We start from the raw sequence: 16902 nt of genomic DNA, 5'->3' as shown, positions 1-16902 counted from the left end.
TGAAGGTCTGTAGTATGAAACCAAAGCACTATTACTCTATTCTGCCGCTGATGCTGGCTTCTCCGTTGGCGCTTGCCGATGGCAGCGTGGCTGAACCTGAGAGTAAAAACGAAACCAAAATAGAAAGGATCAGTGTCTGGGGCAGCCCGATTGCCGCCAATCAGGACAGTGTCAATCAAGACACCATCAAGATGCTGAATAAGCAGAACGTGGCAGAGGCGCTGAATATTATTCCCGGGGTTAGCCTGCAAAAATCCGGTCGTCGTAACGAGGTACAGGTTAAGGTTCGGGGTTTTGATAGTAGGCAGGTACCGCTGTTTTTTGATGGAGTCCCGATTTACATCCCCTATGACGGTAATCTGGACTTGGGGCGTTTTTTGGCGTCGGATCTGGCCTCGGTGGAAGTCTCCAAGGGGTATGCTTCTTTGCTGCAGGGACCGAATATGATGGGCGGTGCCATCAACCTGACGACCCGCAGACCCAAGAAGAGCTTTGAAGCACAACTGAGCGCTTCTCAAGGTTGGGCCCGTGGAGAGGACAACGGTTATAGCCTGGATGCCAGCCTGGCCGGCAGTAATGATTGGGGCTTTATCCAATTGAGCGGCAATAAGCTGGACAAAGACTTTGTTGGCCTGTCCCACGATAACGACAACCCGATCGCCGGCAGTGACGGCAAACGCGCCAACTCGGCATACAGCGATAGCCGCGGCACCGCCAAATTGGGGCTGACTCCCAATGAAACAGACGAGTACATTTTTACTTATATCCGCCAGGAAGGGGAAAAGAACAGTCCGCCTTATGCCGGCACTGAAGCCGATATTCGCCCTACCTATTGGCAGTGGCCGCAGTACGACAAACAGAGCTTTTACTACAGCGGCTATACAGAGTTCATCCCCGGGGTTGTGCTGCACAGTCGCCTCTATCGCGATGAATTTGAAAACACCCTGAGGATATACAAGAGCCTGAAAAACCTGCAGCAACAAAAAGGCCCCTACAGTCATTATGACGATGCCAGCAATGGTGCCGGTCTGCAGCTCAGTATCGATATGCGCAAAGACGATATCTTGTCGTTTGCCGCTCACTGGAAGGAAGATCTGCACAAGGAACAGGGGGAGCCAGGGGGGGAGTTTGACAAGTACAAGGACAGAACCCTGTCGGCGGCAGTGGAGTATCAATGGGCCCTGAGAGAGAACCTGGATCTGGTTGGGGGCATCAGCTATGACTCCCGCAAGAGCCTTGAAGGCTACAAACATGAAAAGGATGGCAGCCTGACCCGCTATGAAGACAACTCGCAGCACGCTTTCAATTGGCAAGTGATGGCCCGTTATGAGTTGGATAACCTGGATACACTGCAACTGTCTCTATCCCAGCGCAGTCGCTTTCCGACATTGAAAGAACGCTACACCACTTTCAGGCCCGCCTATGGCCAAACTGCCATAGTCAACCCGCATTTGGAGCCTGAGCGGGCGACTAACCTGGAACTCAGTTATCAGACAACTCTGGCCGCTAACTGGCAACTGGACAGCAGTGTCTATTATAACCGGGTGTCCGATGCGATTTTGACCCATAACATCACCCCGACGCTTATCCAAAACCGCAACAGCGGCAGGGTAGATTACAGCGGGCTGGATCTGGGGCTTTATGGCGATCTCAGCGATTGGGCCAGTGTAGGCCTGAGCTACAGCTATATTCACGCCGATGTTGAGGATGAACAGCTTGATGTTACCGGCCTGCCGGATCATCAACTCTTTGCCTGGGTTAAGCTGACCCCGCTGGATAAGCTGGACATCATCCTGAGTCAGGAAGCTCGCAGCGACAGCCTCAGCAGCTCCAGAGGCACTCAGGTAGCCAGTGGCTTTGGCGTGACCGGCATTCGCTTCGATTACCGTCTCTGGCAGGGGCTGAGTGTTAATGCCTCGGTCAATAATCTGTTTGACCGTAACTACGCCTACAGTGAGGGCTTCCCCGAGGAGGGACGTAACTATTGGTTGGGAGTGGAATACCGTTTCGGTCGTTAAGCTCTTCAAGGGGACAGAAAACGGAAGAACCCGGCTATGACCGGGTTCTTTGTTATCTGCTAGCGTTTTTTGCTCAGAGAGCGTTAGCGCAGCAGAATAAACAGCAATGGCAGTAGGATACCTGTGAGTGTCAGCCAGGTCTTGCGGCTTTTCATCACGTTACTGCTACGCAACATCACTAGCGCAGATAATGCCAAAAACAGCAGCATGGCGGCATAGATGTCGGCAATCCAAGTCCAGGCGTCACGGGCATGGTTGAGGTGCAGATAGTTGAGCGCCTGCAACAATGGCCTGTTGTTTACCATCTCGGCCGAGACACTGCCGGATACCAGGTTGGCGCTCAGCAGGCTGCCGTCTTTGAGAAATAGTTGGTACTCGGTGGCGCTGGCGCGGTAACCGCTGCGGATATTATCCTGCAGTGAAAAGTGCCTGCTCAACAGGCTTTGAATGTCATTATTACCCAGTGAAGGACTCAGCCCTTCGACACGGCTTTCGCTTTGGGTTATCTGATAGTTGGGGTTCCAGTCATTGATATGATTGACGGCAATTCCCGAAATGGCATACACCAGAGTCATGCCTATGCACAGATACCCTATGTCTCTGTGTAATAAACGTATCCTTTTGCGCAGCTTATTATTCAGCATCACGGATCTCGACCCCGTATGGATGCAACTGATAGAAAGTCACGGCTTGAGTAATAGACTCGGGATCGAAAGGTTTGTTGTGTTGCAGGGCCTGATGTCCGAGATAAGCGCGGGTTTGTTCGAGATCCAGCTCAATTGCCTCTAAAGCTCCGGTAGCATAGGCTTTTTGCCCTCTGGCACTGATGGGAAAGACCATCTCACCGTCACGAACCTTGATTCTCAAACGATCAAAGCTGTCGTCGGTTGCCAGCTCCATCCAGCAGCCTCGCTTACTGCACACTGAGACTATGGTGCCTTCCACTGTGAGTTCCTTACCCAGATAGTCATTCGGCGATGCCATCAATGTGGAAATGGGCACTAAGATATTCAGATCGACCGCTTTGCCAAACAGGCTGTTGGCACTGTAGGCCAGAGGGGAAATAAACAGGGCTACCAATAAGATTAACTGATTGAGACGCATGGGAGTGACCTTTGTAGTTGAATTTTTAATTGATAATACTGGGTATTTGTATGGCGATACTGTTGAAGCGAGCACAGGTGTAGCAGTATTTATGGCTTTGAAATTCAAATATGCGAGCGAGTTGGCACTTTGCCGATTAGTCAAGGTTATCTGTTTATTTTCATAGGGTTTCCAATATGTTCAGATTAGCATCTGCGCCCAGGTTAGAGCACTGTCCGAGACTGGTCAGAGTGCGGCCTAACGTGAAACAATAGTGTGACTGACACATGAAAGGAAAATACATGCAGCCTATTTTGATCACCGGCATAGGAAAGCGTCTGGGACTGGCAATGGCCAAGGATTTGATGGCTCAGGGCTACCCACTTATCGGCACTTATCGCAGCCACTATGCTGCTATCGACGATCTCAAGGCAGCGGGCGCTGAGCTGTATCGAGTGGATCTTTTGCAAAATAGCGAGATCAAAGCCTTTATTGCCGAGGTAAAAAGCAAGCATGAGTCTCTGCGGGCAATCATTCACAACGCCTCGGATTGGATGCCGGAGCGGCCTGACATAGATGCCGCAGAGGTTTTTGACAGCATGATGCAGATCCACGCCTCCGTGCCCTATCAGTTGAATCTGGCACTGGCGCCGCTACTGCAGACAGATGAGATAGGCAGCCGAGATATCATCCACATCAGCGATTATGTGGCGCAGAAGGGCAGTAAGAAGCACATAGCCTATGCCGCCAGTAAGGCGGCGCTGGATAATTTAACCCTGTCATTTGCCGCCAAGCTGGCGCCGGGTGTCAAGGTCAACGGCATAGCACCGGCACTGATGCTGTTCAATGAGCAGGATGACACGGCCTACCGGCAAAAGGCGCTTGCCAAGGCATTATTGCCTAAAGAGGGCGGCGAGCAGGAGATGCTGACCGCGGTGAAGTATCTGATGACCAGCCGCTATATAACGGGCCGCACTCTATCACTTGATGGTGGGCGGCCGCTGAAGTGATTTAATGCAGCAAGGGGCAACTGGGTTTTAACGCCAGTACATCGCAGCGCAGTTGATTGAGCATCTGCTCTGAGGCGTGGCCGTTGAGTTCACTCAACAAGCCCCTGTGCTCTGCCGCCCCCATGATAACTATGTTGCTGTGCCATTTTTGAGCGGCTTCCGGTACTACATGATCCGGCATGCCGCTGGCCAGATGCAACTGTTCGTCACTCAAAGCCAAAGGCCTGGCAACCTGTCGCAGTTTATGCCATTGATTGTCTTTCAGTGAGCGACAGCCGGGTAATAGGTTATCGAAGGCCATGCTGATGTCGGCTTCCTGATAGCAATTGAGCAGATGTAATTTTTGTTTAAGTAATCCGGCAAATTCATTGGCTTGTTGCAACAACCTGTGATTGAAATGGGCATGATCTTCCGTGTCTTCATCCAGCTCCAAAGCCGCCAGCAACGACCCTTGTTGTTCCCAGGGAGAGTCGCTGACAAACATCACCGGCAGAGACACACGTTGCAGCAGTTGCCAGTCATAGGTATGGCCCAACTCACACTGCAGGGCTGAGTAACTGTGATGTTCTACCAACAGCAGATCGTAATGTGCTTGTTTGAGCTCAATAAGAATGGCGGTAGGCAGATCTTTGGCCTGACATTGCTTCACGCAAAGGTTCAACTCTCTCGATGGATAATGGGGGCGTTTTTCCCTTAGATGGGAAACCAAGGGCTGGGGATGTACTTTTTGCTGTAACCACTGACCAATACCCTGATACTGGGGGGTTTTGACTCTGAGCAGTGTGAGCTCGGCATGGCTGGCATTGGCCAGTTGCACAGCCTTTCTCAGGGCCAGTTTTCCTCTATTGCTGTCGTCTGAAACGGCCAGCAGGCGTGTAAAGACACTCATGACGCTATCCTCGAAGCCAAGTCTAATCTTGGCTTCGTATAAGTCTAGCTATACCAGGCTGCGCCATCAGATCCTTTTGCTCTTGAAACGCCTGTCAATAGTGGCTTTTGCTCTGTTTGGTTGCTTAGACTTGGTTGCAGATCAGTGACTCCAGCAGCTGATATTTACGGCAGGCAAAATGACGGAATGATTCGCTGATAAAGCTGATTAACCAGTCGGACTCCACTGAGCCGTAGCGAGCGGAAGAGATATACAGTTTATAAATAAACTCGACATCGGATAGACTGCTTGGTGCTTCCAGTACACAAAGCTCAGTACCTATTTCTTCCAGAGGGAAAGCCAGTGCCGAGGTATACACCAGGGCGTTACTGCTCTTGAGGACTTCGATTATCTCACTGATGCTGCTAATTTTAGCTCTGATCTTGAAGTGTGGAAATTTGAGCTTCATGGTCTTTTCGATCAGGGATTGACCATAAGAGTTGAAACCGCACAAGTCGTGCAATACCACGGGGAAATCCAGTAGATCCTTTAGATCAATATGTCCTTTCTTCGCCAGGTAATGATCATGACGCATAAAGAAATACCTGCAACAGGGTAGCAGATCTACCTTGTAGAGAGAACTGAGCGAGGTTTGGTTAACGTGAATGCCAAAGTTGATAGAGCCGGTGAGAATTTCATCAAAACTATTTTGATTCCAACTGCGGGTACAAAGTATCATTCTAGGAGCGATTTGATTGGCTTGTTCTATTAACTCTGGAAACCAGTTGCAGATAGTATTATCGGCCGCAAGCCAGACTTCCTTATCGATATTCATAGGCGAAAAGTCACAACTGTTTAGCAGATCATCTTCAATTCTTAATATAATATCCTGAACAGTGCTTTTAATTTTGTTGCACTTTTCTGTTGGGGTGAAGCCGTACTTTGTTCTGACAAACATTTCGTCATTAAATATCTGTCTTATTTTTTTTATATGATAGCTGATTCCAGATTGAGTCAACCCTAATTCTTGAGCAGCAATACTGGCATTTCCATGCTCCAGGATAAGCCTTATTAGTTGAAGGTGAATTAGTGATAAATTGTTTATGTCGGCTTTATTCATGGTCGGCTCCCCTTTTTATACAAGATAGTATATAAAATGGAGATTTACTGTGACCCGCGTCCATCAAGAGTGATATGTATTTTAACATTGCCAAAGGTAATAATGTGATCCTTATTACCTTTGGCATACTTTTTGTGTTGTTTATTTGTTTTTTTTAAAATTGATATCCTAACTCAAATAACAGTTCTCCTCCATGATGAATTGAACCTCCCCAAGCATCTCGATACTTATATGCCAATGAAGCTGAGGCTTGAGGTAGGAGTTGATAATCCAACCCCAAAATTGCTTGATAACCAGAATCCCGATAAAGGAAAGTTGTTACTTGTTCATCACTGCGATCAAATTGGGTTTCAAAGTAAAATTTACCCAGTAATTCCTGAGTTATAGGATATGCTATCTGCACCACTGCGGCATAACCACTGCTGCCATTAAAGTCTTGCTTAGAGGCATCCATATCGCCCCAGGCGTAATGGGCGCCAATCGCCATGGTTCCTTTAAGCTTCTGCCACTGAATGTCGTAAGACAAGCCGTAGTAGAAGTTTTCTTCGGTACGGTGTTTATTGTTGGCCGTAAAAGACTGCAGCCAAAGGTTAAAGGAACTATCTCCCAGATTGTAGTCCAGCTTTAGCCAGGACTTGACGGTAGCGCCGGCCTTTTCGCCTTGCTGATTGTCGTTGTCGTCCAGGGGGTTTTCCAGTGTCAGCCAAGCCGCAAAATCGCCCCAACTGGCGCGGGTAGTGTTGGTAAAGCTGAGGTAACTCTGACTATAGAGATTAGGGTTGTTGTCCTTGACATCCAACAGGTGTTCATAGCCGACTTTGATGCCATTTTGTTGTTGGAATACCTCTGCTTGGGCCGTGGGGATCAGCAGCAACAAGGGCAATAGCCGCAGTAATGAAGTCCTTACTAACATAGTGTTACCTTAGGCCGGGAAGCTCCCGGCCGTTAGAGTCAAATCAACGTCCGAACATCTTCGCCGGTTCAATAAACAGGCCACGATAATGGGGCTGGCCAGCCTTGTCGGAGAGAACGTCGATTTCCAGTTTCACTTCCTTGGTGCGGTAATCAATCTCATTGAATTTGCCTGTGACTCTGCCGGGCTCAAACAGATTGATAGAGCCACCAAAACCAAAGATGGTGTTGTGGTCGGCAACGTATTCCACGTTGGAGGTGATAGGGCTATACCACTCGTAGCCCCGTTCTTTACCGTATTCCCAGATTTGCTGCACTGTCATATTGTTTTCGTCGATTTTATATTCCACAAAGCGACTGTATTTCTGGGTGGGTAAAGCGGGTTGGGTATAGTGGCGACCATCACCGTTATCAAACACAGTTAAGGTGCCTTTGCTGCTCAGCCAGGCTGTGTGCTGGGTATAGGTGAAGTCAAAGTCGCCTTGGCAATCACCTTGCTCAGAGCAAGCAATGGCCTTGCCTTTGGCATCGACGGGCTTAAGGAGCTTTTTGGCCAGTTCTCCCTTCCAGCCTATGCTGGGGGTGAGGATCCATTTGACCTGTTTATCGCGGGTGATCTTCACTACCCCTTGGTGGCGCAGCGACAGAATGATGCCGTCATCTTTGGGGTCGTAGGAAATGGAGTTGACGTGGGCCCAGTTACGACCTGCGGCTATACCTGGAATATCGCCATAGGGAGCATCTATCTTCATTTCACCGGCGGCTTGACCGGCATGGTCGAGATCCACGTTGACGCAAACAGCGCCCATATCCAAGGCCTTGAGCAAGGCATCACGGTAGGGATCGAGAATCTTATTGAGATCCCAGACATCAACCAAATTCCCCTGTTGGTCTACCTCGAGGATATGGTCCCTGACGGTATGCACCTTGTCCCCTTGTGGGTTGACATAGTTGGTCTTGGCGCCCCTGAGTAATAGGTTGCCATTGGGCATGGTTATGCTTTCATGGGACAGGTCCTGATAGCCCCTTGGGATCTTGAAGTCGACTATCTTACCCATCAAGTCCAGATATCCGAAATGTTGACCTTGGACAAAGCTCAGATTACCGCGGCCATCCTTTCTCAATCCCATCAGATAGCCGCGCTTGTTTACGTCGATATCACGGCCATTATAGGTGGCATCCTGATCCAACCACCAACGTGTTTCACCTTGTGTATCAATGATATAAGTAAGAGGGGCCATGTCGAATGTCATGGCGCCCAATGCTGGGGTCGACTCGAAAATACCGGCATCCTTACTCTTGACTCCGGACCAGTGCAGATCTGAACCTTGGAATACCATGGTATGAGAGTTCACCATTAACAGTCTGTCTTTAAAGTTTTTATCGACTTTCTTGACCTTTACTTCCTGCATCGAAGTAATATTACGGTTATCTATGTACTTGTTCTCGAGTGCACTGGTGAGAATTTCATATTTATCGCTATATTTTTTACCATCTAGAGTGAAGTTAACACTGATCTGATTCTTATAATCGGCATACAGACCGAAAATAGGAATACCGTCATGTCTGTTAATAGTTTTGGGACCGACCGGATAGGAAATACTGACTCCATTCTTACCTTTTCCGGCCACGGTAACGCTAACATTGGACACTCGCTTGCTACCCAAATCGACTAAGGCAGTGAGTGGCGAATTACCATAGGGGTTGACAATAATCCCTCCTAAGTTTCCAGCTGGCGGTGCTGGGTAAAAACCAGCAGCAGAGACAGAGGCTGATAAACCAATACCTAATACCACAGCCAATGAAGTGAGTGACTTTTTCATATCATCATCCTTTGTTTTTAATAGACGCTTATTAATTAAGTTGAACGGAGGAATTTAATTTGAGGCCATAGTCACATTTGGCGTTTTTAATGTTTGGTTAATGTTTTGTTTGTGCTCTTGTTTACGTCTTGACTTATAACTTCAAAAAAATTGATTTACCTTATTGGTTTGTTTGTAATCCATTATTTTTTGAAATCCATATTGGTTTATTTGAATTCTGTTGTTTATTTTGTTGTTACTCACAGTGTTATTAATTATCTGGAGTGGCTTGTTGTGATTGGTTTTTATATTGGCATTATGGGGTTGAATCTGATTGATGGATAAGAGGTCGAAAATGAAATTTATTAAAAAATTTGTAGTGGGTGCTTTTCTACTGGGAAGCTGCAATGTAATGGCATTGGATTTGGAAGAAGGAAACCATTATCAAGTTTTACCGGAAAATGTTCAGTTTCAGGCTAATAAACAGGTAACCAAAATTTTTTCTGTCAACTGCCCGTTCTGCTACAAGTATGAGAAGTCTGTTGTTCCCGGAATGGTTGGAAATTTGCCTTCCGGCGTGGATTACGATGCTTATCATATTTCCAGTAAATCGCCTTTTGGTGCCGAAGCCTCTGAGGTCTTAGCGGTGGCCAAGGTGTTAAGTGAAGACAAATATAAAGCTGCCAAAATGGCTTTATATGCCAGGATCCACGATAAGAAGGCCAAGTTTACCAGTGGTGATGAGCTCATCCGTTTTGGCCTGAGTCAGGCTGGGATCTCGCAAGAAGAGTTCAACCGTCTCAAGGGAACCCCTGAAGTGAAACAACTCTTGGCCAAGTGGGACCAAGGGATTGCCATCGCTAAAATCCAGGGGATCCCGGCGCTGGTGGTCAATGGCAAGTATTTGATCAATACCAAGTCGATTCGCAGTATGCCTATGCTGGACGAAATGATCCTTGAATTGTCCAAGAAGTGAGGATAATGCAGATGAATCTTGTTAGCCGTTTGTTTGGGGAGTTTAAGCAGGCTCCTTTATCAACCTTGGGCCGCTGGCAGGCTCAGAGAGGTGTGTGGTTGCTGATGGCCGGAGCTGCGCTGTTTCTGTTGTTGTCGGCAATGGGGTATTTCCAGTGGTTTTTGGCCATGGATCCCTGTGAGCTCTGTGTTTATATTCGTTTTAGTCAGTGCTGTATCTTGATTGCCGGTATTGCCATGGCGATTAAGCCTTCCAGTCAATGGCTCAAGGTCTTGGGATTGGCGCTGGCTTGGTATGGTGTGATCCAGGGGATGCTCTGGTCAGTTGAGCTGCAACAGATACATGCAGCTGCGCACATGCTGGATGGTGGCGATATCTTTGCTACTGGTGGCGGTGGTGCCGCTTGTTCAACCGAACCGCATTTCCCCTTGGGGTTACCGTTGCATGAATGGTTACCCTATGAGTTTGCGCCGACAGGGGGCTGTGGAGAAGATGATTGGTCACTGCTGGGAATGAATATGGCTGATTATTGCATCATAGCCTACAGCATTTTCAGCCTCGCGCTGGGTGCCGTCACCCTGGGCTGGTTATACAGTCTGTTTGCCAAGAAGTGAATCAAGGCGGCTCCCCCACCCAGTGAGCGAAGGCGAGGGAGCCTGTAAGGCTATTTATGACTGCCCTTAGCTAGGGCGATTGCGCTGTTTTGGCAGATCGCTCAGGTACTGGACAAACTCCACTTCAAACCCGGCCGGGTCGATAAAGTACACATTGCGGCGCCAGGGCTCGTCAGCACCGTCTTTATCTATGCTATAGCCTGCGTCCTGCAGGCGCTTGATCACCCCGTCAATGTCTGCTGTGACAAAGGCGAAGTGGGCCAGCCCGGGTTGATGACCGCTCAAGTCGCGGTTATTGCCTTCGCCATTATCGCTGAAAGCCAGGTATTGATAGTCATCACCGAAGTGGAGCCATTTTCGTGGCTTGCCATACCAGCTTCCTTCTCCTTGGCAGCGGATCTGCCAGTGAGGAAAGGCGGCGCGGTAAAAATCCAGGGCCTTGGGGAGGTCTGCGACCACCAGGTTCAGATGTTCCAGTTGTATCATTTGCGTTCTCCTTGGTATTTGCCCTTTTTCCTTCTTATTCGGGCCTTTGTTTACATGCCGTAGCAATATTCCTGTTGTTTGGGAAAGGGGGCGTCCCTGTGGGCAAAACGTATCTGTGCCAGTGCTGCTGCATACTGGGCCAACATATGCAGGCTGTAGCCGATCCTTTCTCTTAATCTGGCATCGCGGATGCTGTCGCATTCGGGGTTGAGCATTTTCTCGACATCGCGGACGATCAAATGATCCGGAACGGCCACCAGTTTGTTGTTTTTCATGGCGTTCATTCTCAATTCACTGATGGGATAGGCGCCGCTTATGCCTGAGACAACTGCAACCAGCAGCACAGGCTTATGGGCCGTATGTTGGCTGTCACACATCAGCAGAAAGTTCTTCAACAAAGGTGTCGCCATGCCGCCCCATTCCGGAGTGATAAGCACCAGAGCATCGGCTGCTGTCACCTTGGCTTCTATCCGTTGCCAGTCGGCGCCCTTGTGTTGTTGTTCACCATCCCAGAAGGGAAGATTGAAACCGCAGAGCTCCAAATGCTCCGCCTCTGCGAGCTGCTTGGTCTTTATTTCCCGGGTGATGAATTCTGCGACCTTGGCACTCTGGGATTGGAAACGTTGGCTGGCGCTGACGACTAGGTATTTCATGTTAAGTAAACCTTTTTGTTTATTTATTATTTTATAAGGTATGTGCTTTACTTAATAATGTAAAGATAAAATAAACAAAAAAGTTTATTTATTCTGGATGCGGCGTCCTGATCCGGGCATAATCAGCGCTGGAGGTGCCATGAAGACCACAGACAAGATAGTCGACATTCTCAAGTTGAACGGAGCCCAGACGGCCCAGAGCCTGGCCGCTGAGCTGGGGCTGACCAGTATGGGGGTGCGTCAACATCTGCAAGCCCTTGAAGCCGAGGGGCTGGTGCGGACAGAAGATAGAGCCGAAGGCCGCGGCAGGCCTGCGCGTTATTGGACGTTGACCGAGCAAAGTCGCTCGCTGTTTGCCGACCGTCACGATGAGTTGAGTCTGCAGCTGATAACTTCAGTGCGTCAGGTCTTTGGTGACGAGGGCTTGGATAAACTCATCAGTCACAGGGAGCAGCAAAGCCTCGAGAGCTATTCGAGCCAGATGGCCGCTGCCGCTTCCCTGGCCGATAAGCTGGAATGCCTGGCCGAGATCCGAAGCCGTGAAGGCTATATGGCGCAGATTGAAGCGGACAGTACCGGCTTTTGGCTGCTGGAAAACCATTGCCCCATTTGTGCGGCAGCCACGAGTTGCCAGAACTTTTGTCGCTCTGAGTTGGCGCTGTTCCGGCAGTTGCTGGGGCCCGAAGTGGAGATCAGTCGCCGCGAACATATCCTGGATGGTTCACGTCGCTGTGCTTATCGGATTGAAGCTAAAGGCGCCTTAAACGATGCGCAGTAAGAGGGGACGACTGGACAGGTTTCTTGCCGGGCAGCTGAATATTCCCCGCAAACAGGTCAGGCAATTGCTTGCCGATGGCCGGGTTTGGCTCGATGACGAGCAGGTGTTTGCCGCAGACAGGCTTATTCATGAGTTCAGTCATATTCGTCTCGATGGGCAATGGCTGCAGCGGCAAAACCCTGTCTATTGGATGCTGAACAAGCCTGCCGGAGTAGTGAGCGCCACCCAAGATCCCAAGCATAAAACCGTGCTCGACTGCCTGCCCCCGGCAGCATTGGTGCCGGGGCTGCATATCGCCGGCCGCCTGGATAAACAGAGTACCGGGCTGGTACTGCTCAGCAATGACAGCCGCTGGACCCAGGCGTTGACCCTGCCTTCATCGAGCAAGGCCAAGCGTTATCGGGTGCGTCTGGCCAATCCGCTGGATGACACTTATATCGAGGCTTTCAGGGACGGATTTTTCTTTGAGTTTGAAAACGTCATCACAGCGCCGGCCGAGCTGAAAATGTTGGCAAGCCATGAGGCCGAGGTGATACTCACCGAAGGCAAGTATCACCAGATAAAACGCATGTTCGGCCGCTTTCGTAACCCTGTGCTGGCGCTGCATCGCAGCCAGATAGGTCAGATAATGCTGGATGACTCTCTGGCCGAGGGCGAAGCCAGAGAGTTGACCCGGGAAGAGGTGGAATCGGTCGCTTACTGACGATTTTACTGACGGCTACTGAACTGCGGCGATAATGCTATCTATGGCAAGTACCACCTGCATACTGGCATCTTCCATCCGTTGCAGTGCCATTACCTGCTCTGTGGTGTTGCCGGCTGCGGCCTGTTGCAGCGCCAGGCGGCCACTTTCGTGCACCAATGCATGCGGCGCTTCCAACTCGCGGAACCCCGGGAGTGAGCTATAGAGGCTGGCGCCTTGTCCTTCGTAGTACCACTTACCCAAACGGCAGTCATGGTGGCTGTTTACCGGCTGATCAAAACACTGGTTTTGCAGCAGTTCATAGATATTCTGCTTCCATACCGCGTGATCCAGCTTGGTGGTGTTGAGGAAAGACACTGTCGCGGCATGGCTGATCACCTGTTGCATCTGCGCCGATTGCGCTAATACCTGAGTGACCACTGTGTCTATCTGCACCGCCGAGCTGGCCACTTCATCGGCGCAGCCTTGGTTGTCATCTGTCAGGGTTCGTATGCTTTCTGACTGAGTGATGATCTGTTGCACCAACTGCTCTATCTGTTGGCTGGCGTCACTGGCCTTGGCCGCCAACTGCCGGACTTCATCGGCCACCACCGCAAAGCCGCGACCTGCCTCTCCGGCGCGGGCGGCTTCGATGGCGGCATTGAGTGCCAACAGGTTGGTCTGTGCCGAAATGCCCTGAATGGCGCTGACAAACTGGCTGATGCTTTGGGTACTGGTATCCAGTTGCGCCACTGTTCCCAGGCTATGCTGTGACTGAGAACTGAGCAGATGGGCTCGCTCTCCCAATCTGGTCACGGCGCTGCGGGTTTGCTCGAACAGGGCGTTGAGTTGCTCCAGTTTGCTTTGCTCCTCAAGCAGACGTCCGGCGTCTTCGGCCATGGCCTCGCGTACCGATTGCAACATGAGCCCGCCCTGGTTCTGGCAGGCCAACATGGCGGCGAAGTCGCGGTTTTGCGCCAGTGCCTGGTCCCTTTCCTGTTTAAGCTGCCCCAGTTGTAGCTGCAATTGCTCCAGTGTCGCCTGGTGCTGCTGGCTCTGTTCATCGAGCCGCTGTTTCAATGAATCTATCTGCCGGTGAAGATGATGGTTAAAAAGCATAAAACTTCCTTGGATACAAATAGTTGCATTCTATTTATGGCTATTTTAAGCATAGACTTTGGCCTGTTCCCTTGGCGGGATCAAGCTCTCATTTACAATCAATATAAAAAACGCCACCCTGAGGTGGCGTTTCCAATCAGGCTTGGGCCTGCTGCATTCTCAGCAGCCACTTACCGTAGATATAGATGCCGACGGCGGAAATGGTGCCTATGGCGCCTATGATGTACCAGGCCATGCCTATGTTGTGGCTCTGGTAGAGGATCTCAGTCAGCTCGCGGCCACTTTGGCCGGTGAACTCAACCAGTTTATGAAAGGCTTCCCCCTGCGGAATGGCGGCTACATCCTTCTGTGACATGCCCTTATCCAGCAGCATCTCACGGGAGAAGATCTCTTTGGAGGCAAAGATCTCATAGAGTTTGGGGCCGAAATAGCCTTCCAGGCCCCAGCCTATGCCCTGTGGCAACATCACAAAGCCGAGGTACATGGCCTTCTTGCCTTCGGGGGCGATATTGCCCATAAATTCGTTCTTCTTCGGGCTTATCATCATTTCGCCGAGGGAGAACATGGCGATAGCCAACACGATAAACCAGGCCGCATGGGTGGCACCGATCAACACAAAGGCAAATATAGACAGCAGACAGCCGGCCAGCATGGCGCTGGTGATACGGTACTTGGCGGTCAGAGCGGCTATCAGGAAGCAGCTGGTCATAATCAGACCCGCGTTGAGGTTGAGCATGCCTTCCGGCATGACCTTGGTACCTTCGTTGTTCAGCCCGAGCCAGAATTGCAGTATGCCGTTGCTGGTGCCTTCAGGGCCAAACAGGCTGGTGACAATCACGCTGGTATCCACCCATTCGGCAATATGAATAGGCAGCACGTCAAACAGGGAGTTGAATAGGAACCAGAAGCCGGAAAACACCAGCATATAGTAGATGACTACCGGCTTTTTCAGTTCGCTCCAGGCATCTTTCCAAAGCATTTCCTGCTTGAGTTCACCGGACTTGATCTTACGTTGCCGTTCCAGGCGTTGCTCTTTACCCGGCTCTTTGTACGTCAGCAGGAACAGGAAGTTGAGCGAGATAATGGCGGCGCAGGCGTAGAATACATTGTCCCAGGACAGCTGCCGCATATGCACCGCCACCAAGGGGCCAAGGAAGCCACCGATATTCACCACCTGATAGAAGATACCCCAGGCCATGGAGGTGTTGTTACGGTTGGTGGACAGCACCAGCGTTCCCTGGATACCGGGCTTGAAGATGCCGGTACCGGCCGCCAGCAGCATGGCACCGAACAAAAAGCCCCAGAAGCTGGGGAAGAAGGCCATACAGAGGTAGCCACAGATCTTGATGATGGTTGAGGCAAAGATGGTCTCTTTGTAGCCGACCCTATCTGAGAGCCCGCCGGTAAATACCGGCACAAAGGTCTGCAGCAAGGCCCAGAGTGAAATAATGATGCCGTAATCGCTGAGGCTGATACCTAGGCCGCCTTCGGAAGCCGGCGCCTTGGCATAGAGTCCGGCACTGGCCTTAACGCCGTAGTAGGCGATACGTTCAACCAGTTCCATACCGCCGACCAGCCAGAAGATATAGCTTAAACTGGCGATGGAGGCCCACATTCCCAGTTGCTTGACTTCGCGCAGGTCATTGCCTGCACAGGAGTTGGAGTCGCTCATACTCTTCCCTTGTCTGTATTATTATGTTTGTAGGTCTTTTATCAATTGCAGGCTAATGCCTTGTATCAAAAAAGGTGATAACCGCGACACTTTACCCGCTTTACTGTCAAACACCAAAAAACAAGCCTGATCAAATTGGAAAAATCATGATCTGCCTGGCAAAAATTGCTGCTTACTTTTAACAATATTCATAACTTTCAAATCATTAACTTGGATAAGTGGCTCATTCGCTTGCAGACCTTGCTATCTCCTTGTAGCTTGGAGTTTGTTTGAGCTGATACTGGAAAGTCTGCGGTGGCAATTGGGCGCGCCCAAGGGACTGAGCAAGGAGCCAAGATGCGAGTATTAACTGTAATGATTGTGGGCACTGTGCTGCTGTTGGGGGGCTGCTCTGAAGAGGCGGCAAAAACCGGGTCCGAGAGTCTGAAAGATACTGTGGGAAGCCCTAATCCGGCAGCGGTATTTTGTGTCGAATCCGGCGGTAAGCTGGAGCTGGTTCAGGAACAAAAGGGCACTGTAGGCTATTGTCACCTGCCGGATGGCAGCATTGTGGAAGAGTGGGCCTATTTTCGGGCCAATCATCCGCTAAATTGATTGGCCCGCTCCCCTAAAAGGGTGTTAGAAACGGTAGCTATAGGCCTGGTTGACAAAGTCGAGCCCTGGGTTGGGTTTGCTGAGGCCCGCATTGGAATAATGCAGGTAGGTGATGGAGCCTGTCTGTTTGCGCTCACGGCCAAATTTGAAGGCAAAGCCTATCCCGGCCTCCAGATAAAAGTCCAGCCATTGTCCCCTCATCAGCGGGTATTTCAATATGGGTGACATGGCCAGCAGATGATTGACATCATGCTGGTTATTTTCGCCGCATTCCCAAAAGTTGATACTGGCTTTCAGGGGCAGTTCAAAATTTCCACTGATAGGTTTCAGGGGATCCAGATACAGCTGATAAGCCAGTTTGCTACCCTTGGCCTGGCCTTCTCCATGGATATAGTTGATTGCCACACTTTGTTCGGCGGCGTTGGCATAGCTTGGCATGATACAGCACTGCAATAAACTGCCCAGTAAAAAACAGCCTGGCTGGATAGCGCTCGCAGTATCAAGGTTAGTATGAG

The 16902-nt window shown here is 50.2% G+C and carries 18 protein-coding genes; 7 read left to right on the top strand and 11 right to left on the bottom strand.

Going from position 1 to position 16902, the window contains the following annotated elements; genetic code table 11:
• Positions 1-14: 14 nt before the first annotated feature.
• Positions 15-2018, top strand: a complete 2004-nt coding sequence (locus SIL79_RS01995; RefSeq protein WP_319618931.1) for a TonB-dependent receptor plug domain-containing protein — start codon at positions 15-17, stop codon at positions 2016-2018.
• An 83-nt stretch (positions 2019-2101) separates the two neighbouring features.
• Here SIL79_RS01995 and SIL79_RS01990 read toward each other — a convergent pair whose 3' ends face one another.
• Both SIL79_RS01990 and SIL79_RS01985 read right to left on the bottom strand, forming a co-directional pair.
• Entirely contained in the window at positions 2102-2662 is a 561-nt protein-coding gene (locus tag SIL79_RS01990; RefSeq protein ID WP_082014224.1) for a PepSY-associated TM helix domain-containing protein, read from the bottom strand.
• Entirely contained in the window at positions 2652-3122 is a 471-nt protein-coding gene (locus SIL79_RS01985) for a DUF4920 domain-containing protein (RefSeq protein ID WP_039033133.1), read from the bottom strand. Before SIL79_RS01985 ends, SIL79_RS01990 begins: the two co-directional genes overlap by 11 nt.
• A gap of 281 nt (positions 3123-3403) precedes the next feature.
• Between SIL79_RS01985 and folM the strand changes: the two genes are divergently transcribed.
• On the top strand, positions 3404-4111 hold the full coding sequence (gene folM / locus SIL79_RS01980) for a dihydromonapterin reductase (protein ID WP_200887981.1): 708 nt from the start codon (positions 3404-3406) through the stop codon (positions 4109-4111).
• 1 nt (position 4112) lies between these two features.
• Here the strand turns inward: folM and SIL79_RS01975 are convergent, their stop codons facing one another.
• The 4 genes from SIL79_RS01975 to SIL79_RS01960 form a co-directional block, all read right to left on the bottom strand.
• The gene (locus tag SIL79_RS01975; protein ID WP_144361566.1) at positions 4113-5000 is read right to left on the bottom strand and encodes a universal stress protein; all 888 of its coding nucleotides are present in this window, start codon (positions 4998-5000) and stop codon (positions 4113-4115) included.
• A gap of 124 nt (positions 5001-5124) precedes the next feature.
• On the bottom strand, positions 5125-6099 hold the full coding sequence (locus SIL79_RS01970) for a LysR family transcriptional regulator (protein WP_039033136.1): 975 nt from the start codon (positions 6097-6099) through the stop codon (positions 5125-5127).
• Between the two features lie 154 nt (positions 6100-6253).
• Positions 6254-7012, bottom strand: a complete 759-nt coding sequence (locus tag SIL79_RS01965) for an outer membrane protein OmpK (protein WP_039033137.1) — start codon at positions 7010-7012, stop codon at positions 6254-6256.
• A gap of 43 nt (positions 7013-7055) precedes the next feature.
• Positions 7056-8834: an aryl-sulfate sulfotransferase gene (locus SIL79_RS01960; RefSeq protein WP_319618930.1), complete on the bottom strand. Its 1779-nt coding sequence runs from the start codon at positions 8832-8834 to the stop codon at positions 7056-7058.
• Positions 8835-9366: 532 nt separating this feature from the next.
• Between SIL79_RS01960 and SIL79_RS01955 the strand changes: the two genes are divergently transcribed.
• Positions 9367-9789, top strand: a complete 423-nt coding sequence (locus SIL79_RS01955) for a DsbA family protein (RefSeq protein ID WP_234501210.1) — start codon at positions 9367-9369, stop codon at positions 9787-9789.
• Between the two features lie 11 nt (positions 9790-9800).
• On the top strand, positions 9801-10403 hold the full coding sequence (locus SIL79_RS01950) for a disulfide bond formation protein B (RefSeq protein ID WP_039033197.1): 603 nt from the start codon (positions 9801-9803) through the stop codon (positions 10401-10403).
• A gap of 66 nt (positions 10404-10469) precedes the next feature.
• Here the strand turns inward: SIL79_RS01950 and SIL79_RS01945 are convergent, their stop codons facing one another.
• Both SIL79_RS01945 and SIL79_RS01940 read right to left on the bottom strand, forming a co-directional pair.
• Entirely contained in the window at positions 10470-10889 is a 420-nt protein-coding gene (locus tag SIL79_RS01945; RefSeq protein ID WP_233962687.1) for a VOC family protein, read from the bottom strand.
• A gap of 50 nt (positions 10890-10939) precedes the next feature.
• Positions 10940-11542, bottom strand: coding sequence for an NADPH-dependent FMN reductase (locus SIL79_RS01940; protein WP_039033141.1), 603 nt, complete (start codon positions 11540-11542; stop codon positions 10940-10942).
• Positions 11543-11681: 139 nt separating this feature from the next.
• On the opposite strand from SIL79_RS01940, the gene SIL79_RS01935 reads away from it, so the two are divergent.
• Positions 11682-12320 (top strand): helix-turn-helix transcriptional regulator, encoded by a 639-nt coding sequence (locus SIL79_RS01935; protein WP_039033142.1) that lies wholly within the window; start codon positions 11682-11684, stop codon positions 12318-12320.
• A complete protein-coding gene (locus SIL79_RS01930) occupies positions 12310-13023 on the top strand; it encodes a 16S rRNA pseudouridine(516) synthase (protein ID WP_319618927.1) in 714 nt (237 codons plus the stop codon). The genes SIL79_RS01935 and SIL79_RS01930 overlap by 11 nt, the downstream gene beginning before the upstream one ends.
• 15 nt (positions 13024-13038) lie before the next feature.
• Here SIL79_RS01930 and SIL79_RS01925 read toward each other — a convergent pair whose 3' ends face one another.
• The gene (locus SIL79_RS01925) at positions 13039-14121 is read right to left on the bottom strand and encodes a methyl-accepting chemotaxis protein (protein ID WP_319618926.1); all 1083 of its coding nucleotides are present in this window, start codon (positions 14119-14121) and stop codon (positions 13039-13041) included.
• 136 nt (positions 14122-14257) lie between these two features.
• Complete coding sequence (locus tag SIL79_RS01920) at positions 14258-15793, bottom strand: MFS transporter (RefSeq protein WP_071475811.1); 1536 nt, start codon at positions 15791-15793, stop codon at positions 14258-14260.
• Between the two features lie 336 nt (positions 15794-16129).
• Between SIL79_RS01920 and SIL79_RS01915 the strand changes: the two genes are divergently transcribed.
• A complete protein-coding gene (locus SIL79_RS01915; RefSeq protein WP_039033146.1) occupies positions 16130-16387 on the top strand; it encodes a putative hemolysin in 258 nt (85 codons plus the stop codon).
• Between the two features lie 24 nt (positions 16388-16411).
• Here SIL79_RS01915 and SIL79_RS01910 read toward each other — a convergent pair whose 3' ends face one another.
• Positions 16412-16825 carry an acyloxyacyl hydrolase gene (locus tag SIL79_RS01910; protein WP_319618925.1) on the bottom strand — a complete coding sequence of 138 codons (414 nt, stop codon included), beginning with the start codon at positions 16823-16825 and terminating at the stop codon, positions 16412-16414.
• Positions 16826-16902 lie beyond the last annotated feature (77 nt).

Source organism: Shewanella indica (genome assembly GCF_033842865.1).
Classification (GTDB): domain Bacteria; phylum Pseudomonadota; class Gammaproteobacteria; order Enterobacterales; family Shewanellaceae; genus Shewanella; species Shewanella indica.
This window is presented reverse-complemented; position numbering and strand designations above follow the sequence as displayed.

Excerpts from the sequence above, each read along its gene's own strand:
- SIL79_RS01920 (WP_071475811.1), bottom strand. The coding sequence starts at position 15,793 with ATGAGCGACTCCAACTCCTGTGCAGGCAATGACCTGCGCGAAGTCAAG.
- SIL79_RS01925 (WP_319618926.1), bottom strand. The coding sequence starts at position 14,121 with ATGCTTTTTAACCATCATCTTCACCGGCAGATAGATTCATTGAAACAG.
- folM (WP_200887981.1), top strand. The coding sequence starts at position 3,404 with ATGCAGCCTATTTTGATCACCGGCATAGGAAAGCGTCTGGGACTGGCA.
- SIL79_RS01985 (WP_039033133.1), bottom strand. The coding sequence starts at position 3,122 with ATGCGTCTCAATCAGTTAATCTTATTGGTAGCCCTGTTTATTTCCCCT.
- SIL79_RS01965 (WP_039033137.1), bottom strand. The coding sequence starts at position 7,012 with ATGTTAGTAAGGACTTCATTACTGCGGCTATTGCCCTTGTTGCTGCTG.
- SIL79_RS01935 (WP_039033142.1), top strand. The coding sequence starts at position 11,682 with ATGAAGACCACAGACAAGATAGTCGACATTCTCAAGTTGAACGGAGCC.
- SIL79_RS01950 (WP_039033197.1), top strand. The coding sequence starts at position 9,801 with ATGAATCTTGTTAGCCGTTTGTTTGGGGAGTTTAAGCAGGCTCCTTTA.
- SIL79_RS01915 (WP_039033146.1), top strand. The coding sequence starts at position 16,130 with ATGCGAGTATTAACTGTAATGATTGTGGGCACTGTGCTGCTGTTGGGG.
- SIL79_RS01945 (WP_233962687.1), bottom strand. The coding sequence starts at position 10,889 with ATGATACAACTGGAACATCTGAACCTGGTGGTCGCAGACCTCCCCAAG.
- SIL79_RS01930 (WP_319618927.1), top strand. The coding sequence starts at position 12,310 with ATGCGCAGTAAGAGGGGACGACTGGACAGGTTTCTTGCCGGGCAGCTG.
- SIL79_RS01975 (WP_144361566.1), bottom strand. The coding sequence starts at position 5,000 with ATGAGTGTCTTTACACGCCTGCTGGCCGTTTCAGACGACAGCAATAGA.
- SIL79_RS01970 (WP_039033136.1), bottom strand. The coding sequence starts at position 6,099 with ATGAATAAAGCCGACATAAACAATTTATCACTAATTCACCTTCAACTA.
- SIL79_RS01940 (WP_039033141.1), bottom strand. The coding sequence starts at position 11,542 with ATGAAATACCTAGTCGTCAGCGCCAGCCAACGTTTCCAATCCCAGAGT.
- SIL79_RS01990 (WP_082014224.1), bottom strand. The coding sequence starts at position 2,662 with ATGCTGAATAATAAGCTGCGCAAAAGGATACGTTTATTACACAGAGAC.
- SIL79_RS01995 (WP_319618931.1), top strand. The coding sequence starts at position 15 with ATGAAACCAAAGCACTATTACTCTATTCTGCCGCTGATGCTGGCTTCT.
- SIL79_RS01960 (WP_319618930.1), bottom strand. The coding sequence starts at position 8,834 with ATGAAAAAGTCACTCACTTCATTGGCTGTGGTATTAGGTATTGGTTTA.
- SIL79_RS01955 (WP_234501210.1), top strand. The coding sequence starts at position 9,367 with ATGGTTGGAAATTTGCCTTCCGGCGTGGATTACGATGCTTATCATATT.
- SIL79_RS01910 (WP_319618925.1), bottom strand. The coding sequence starts at position 16,825 with ATGCCAAGCTATGCCAACGCCGCCGAACAAAGTGTGGCAATCAACTAT.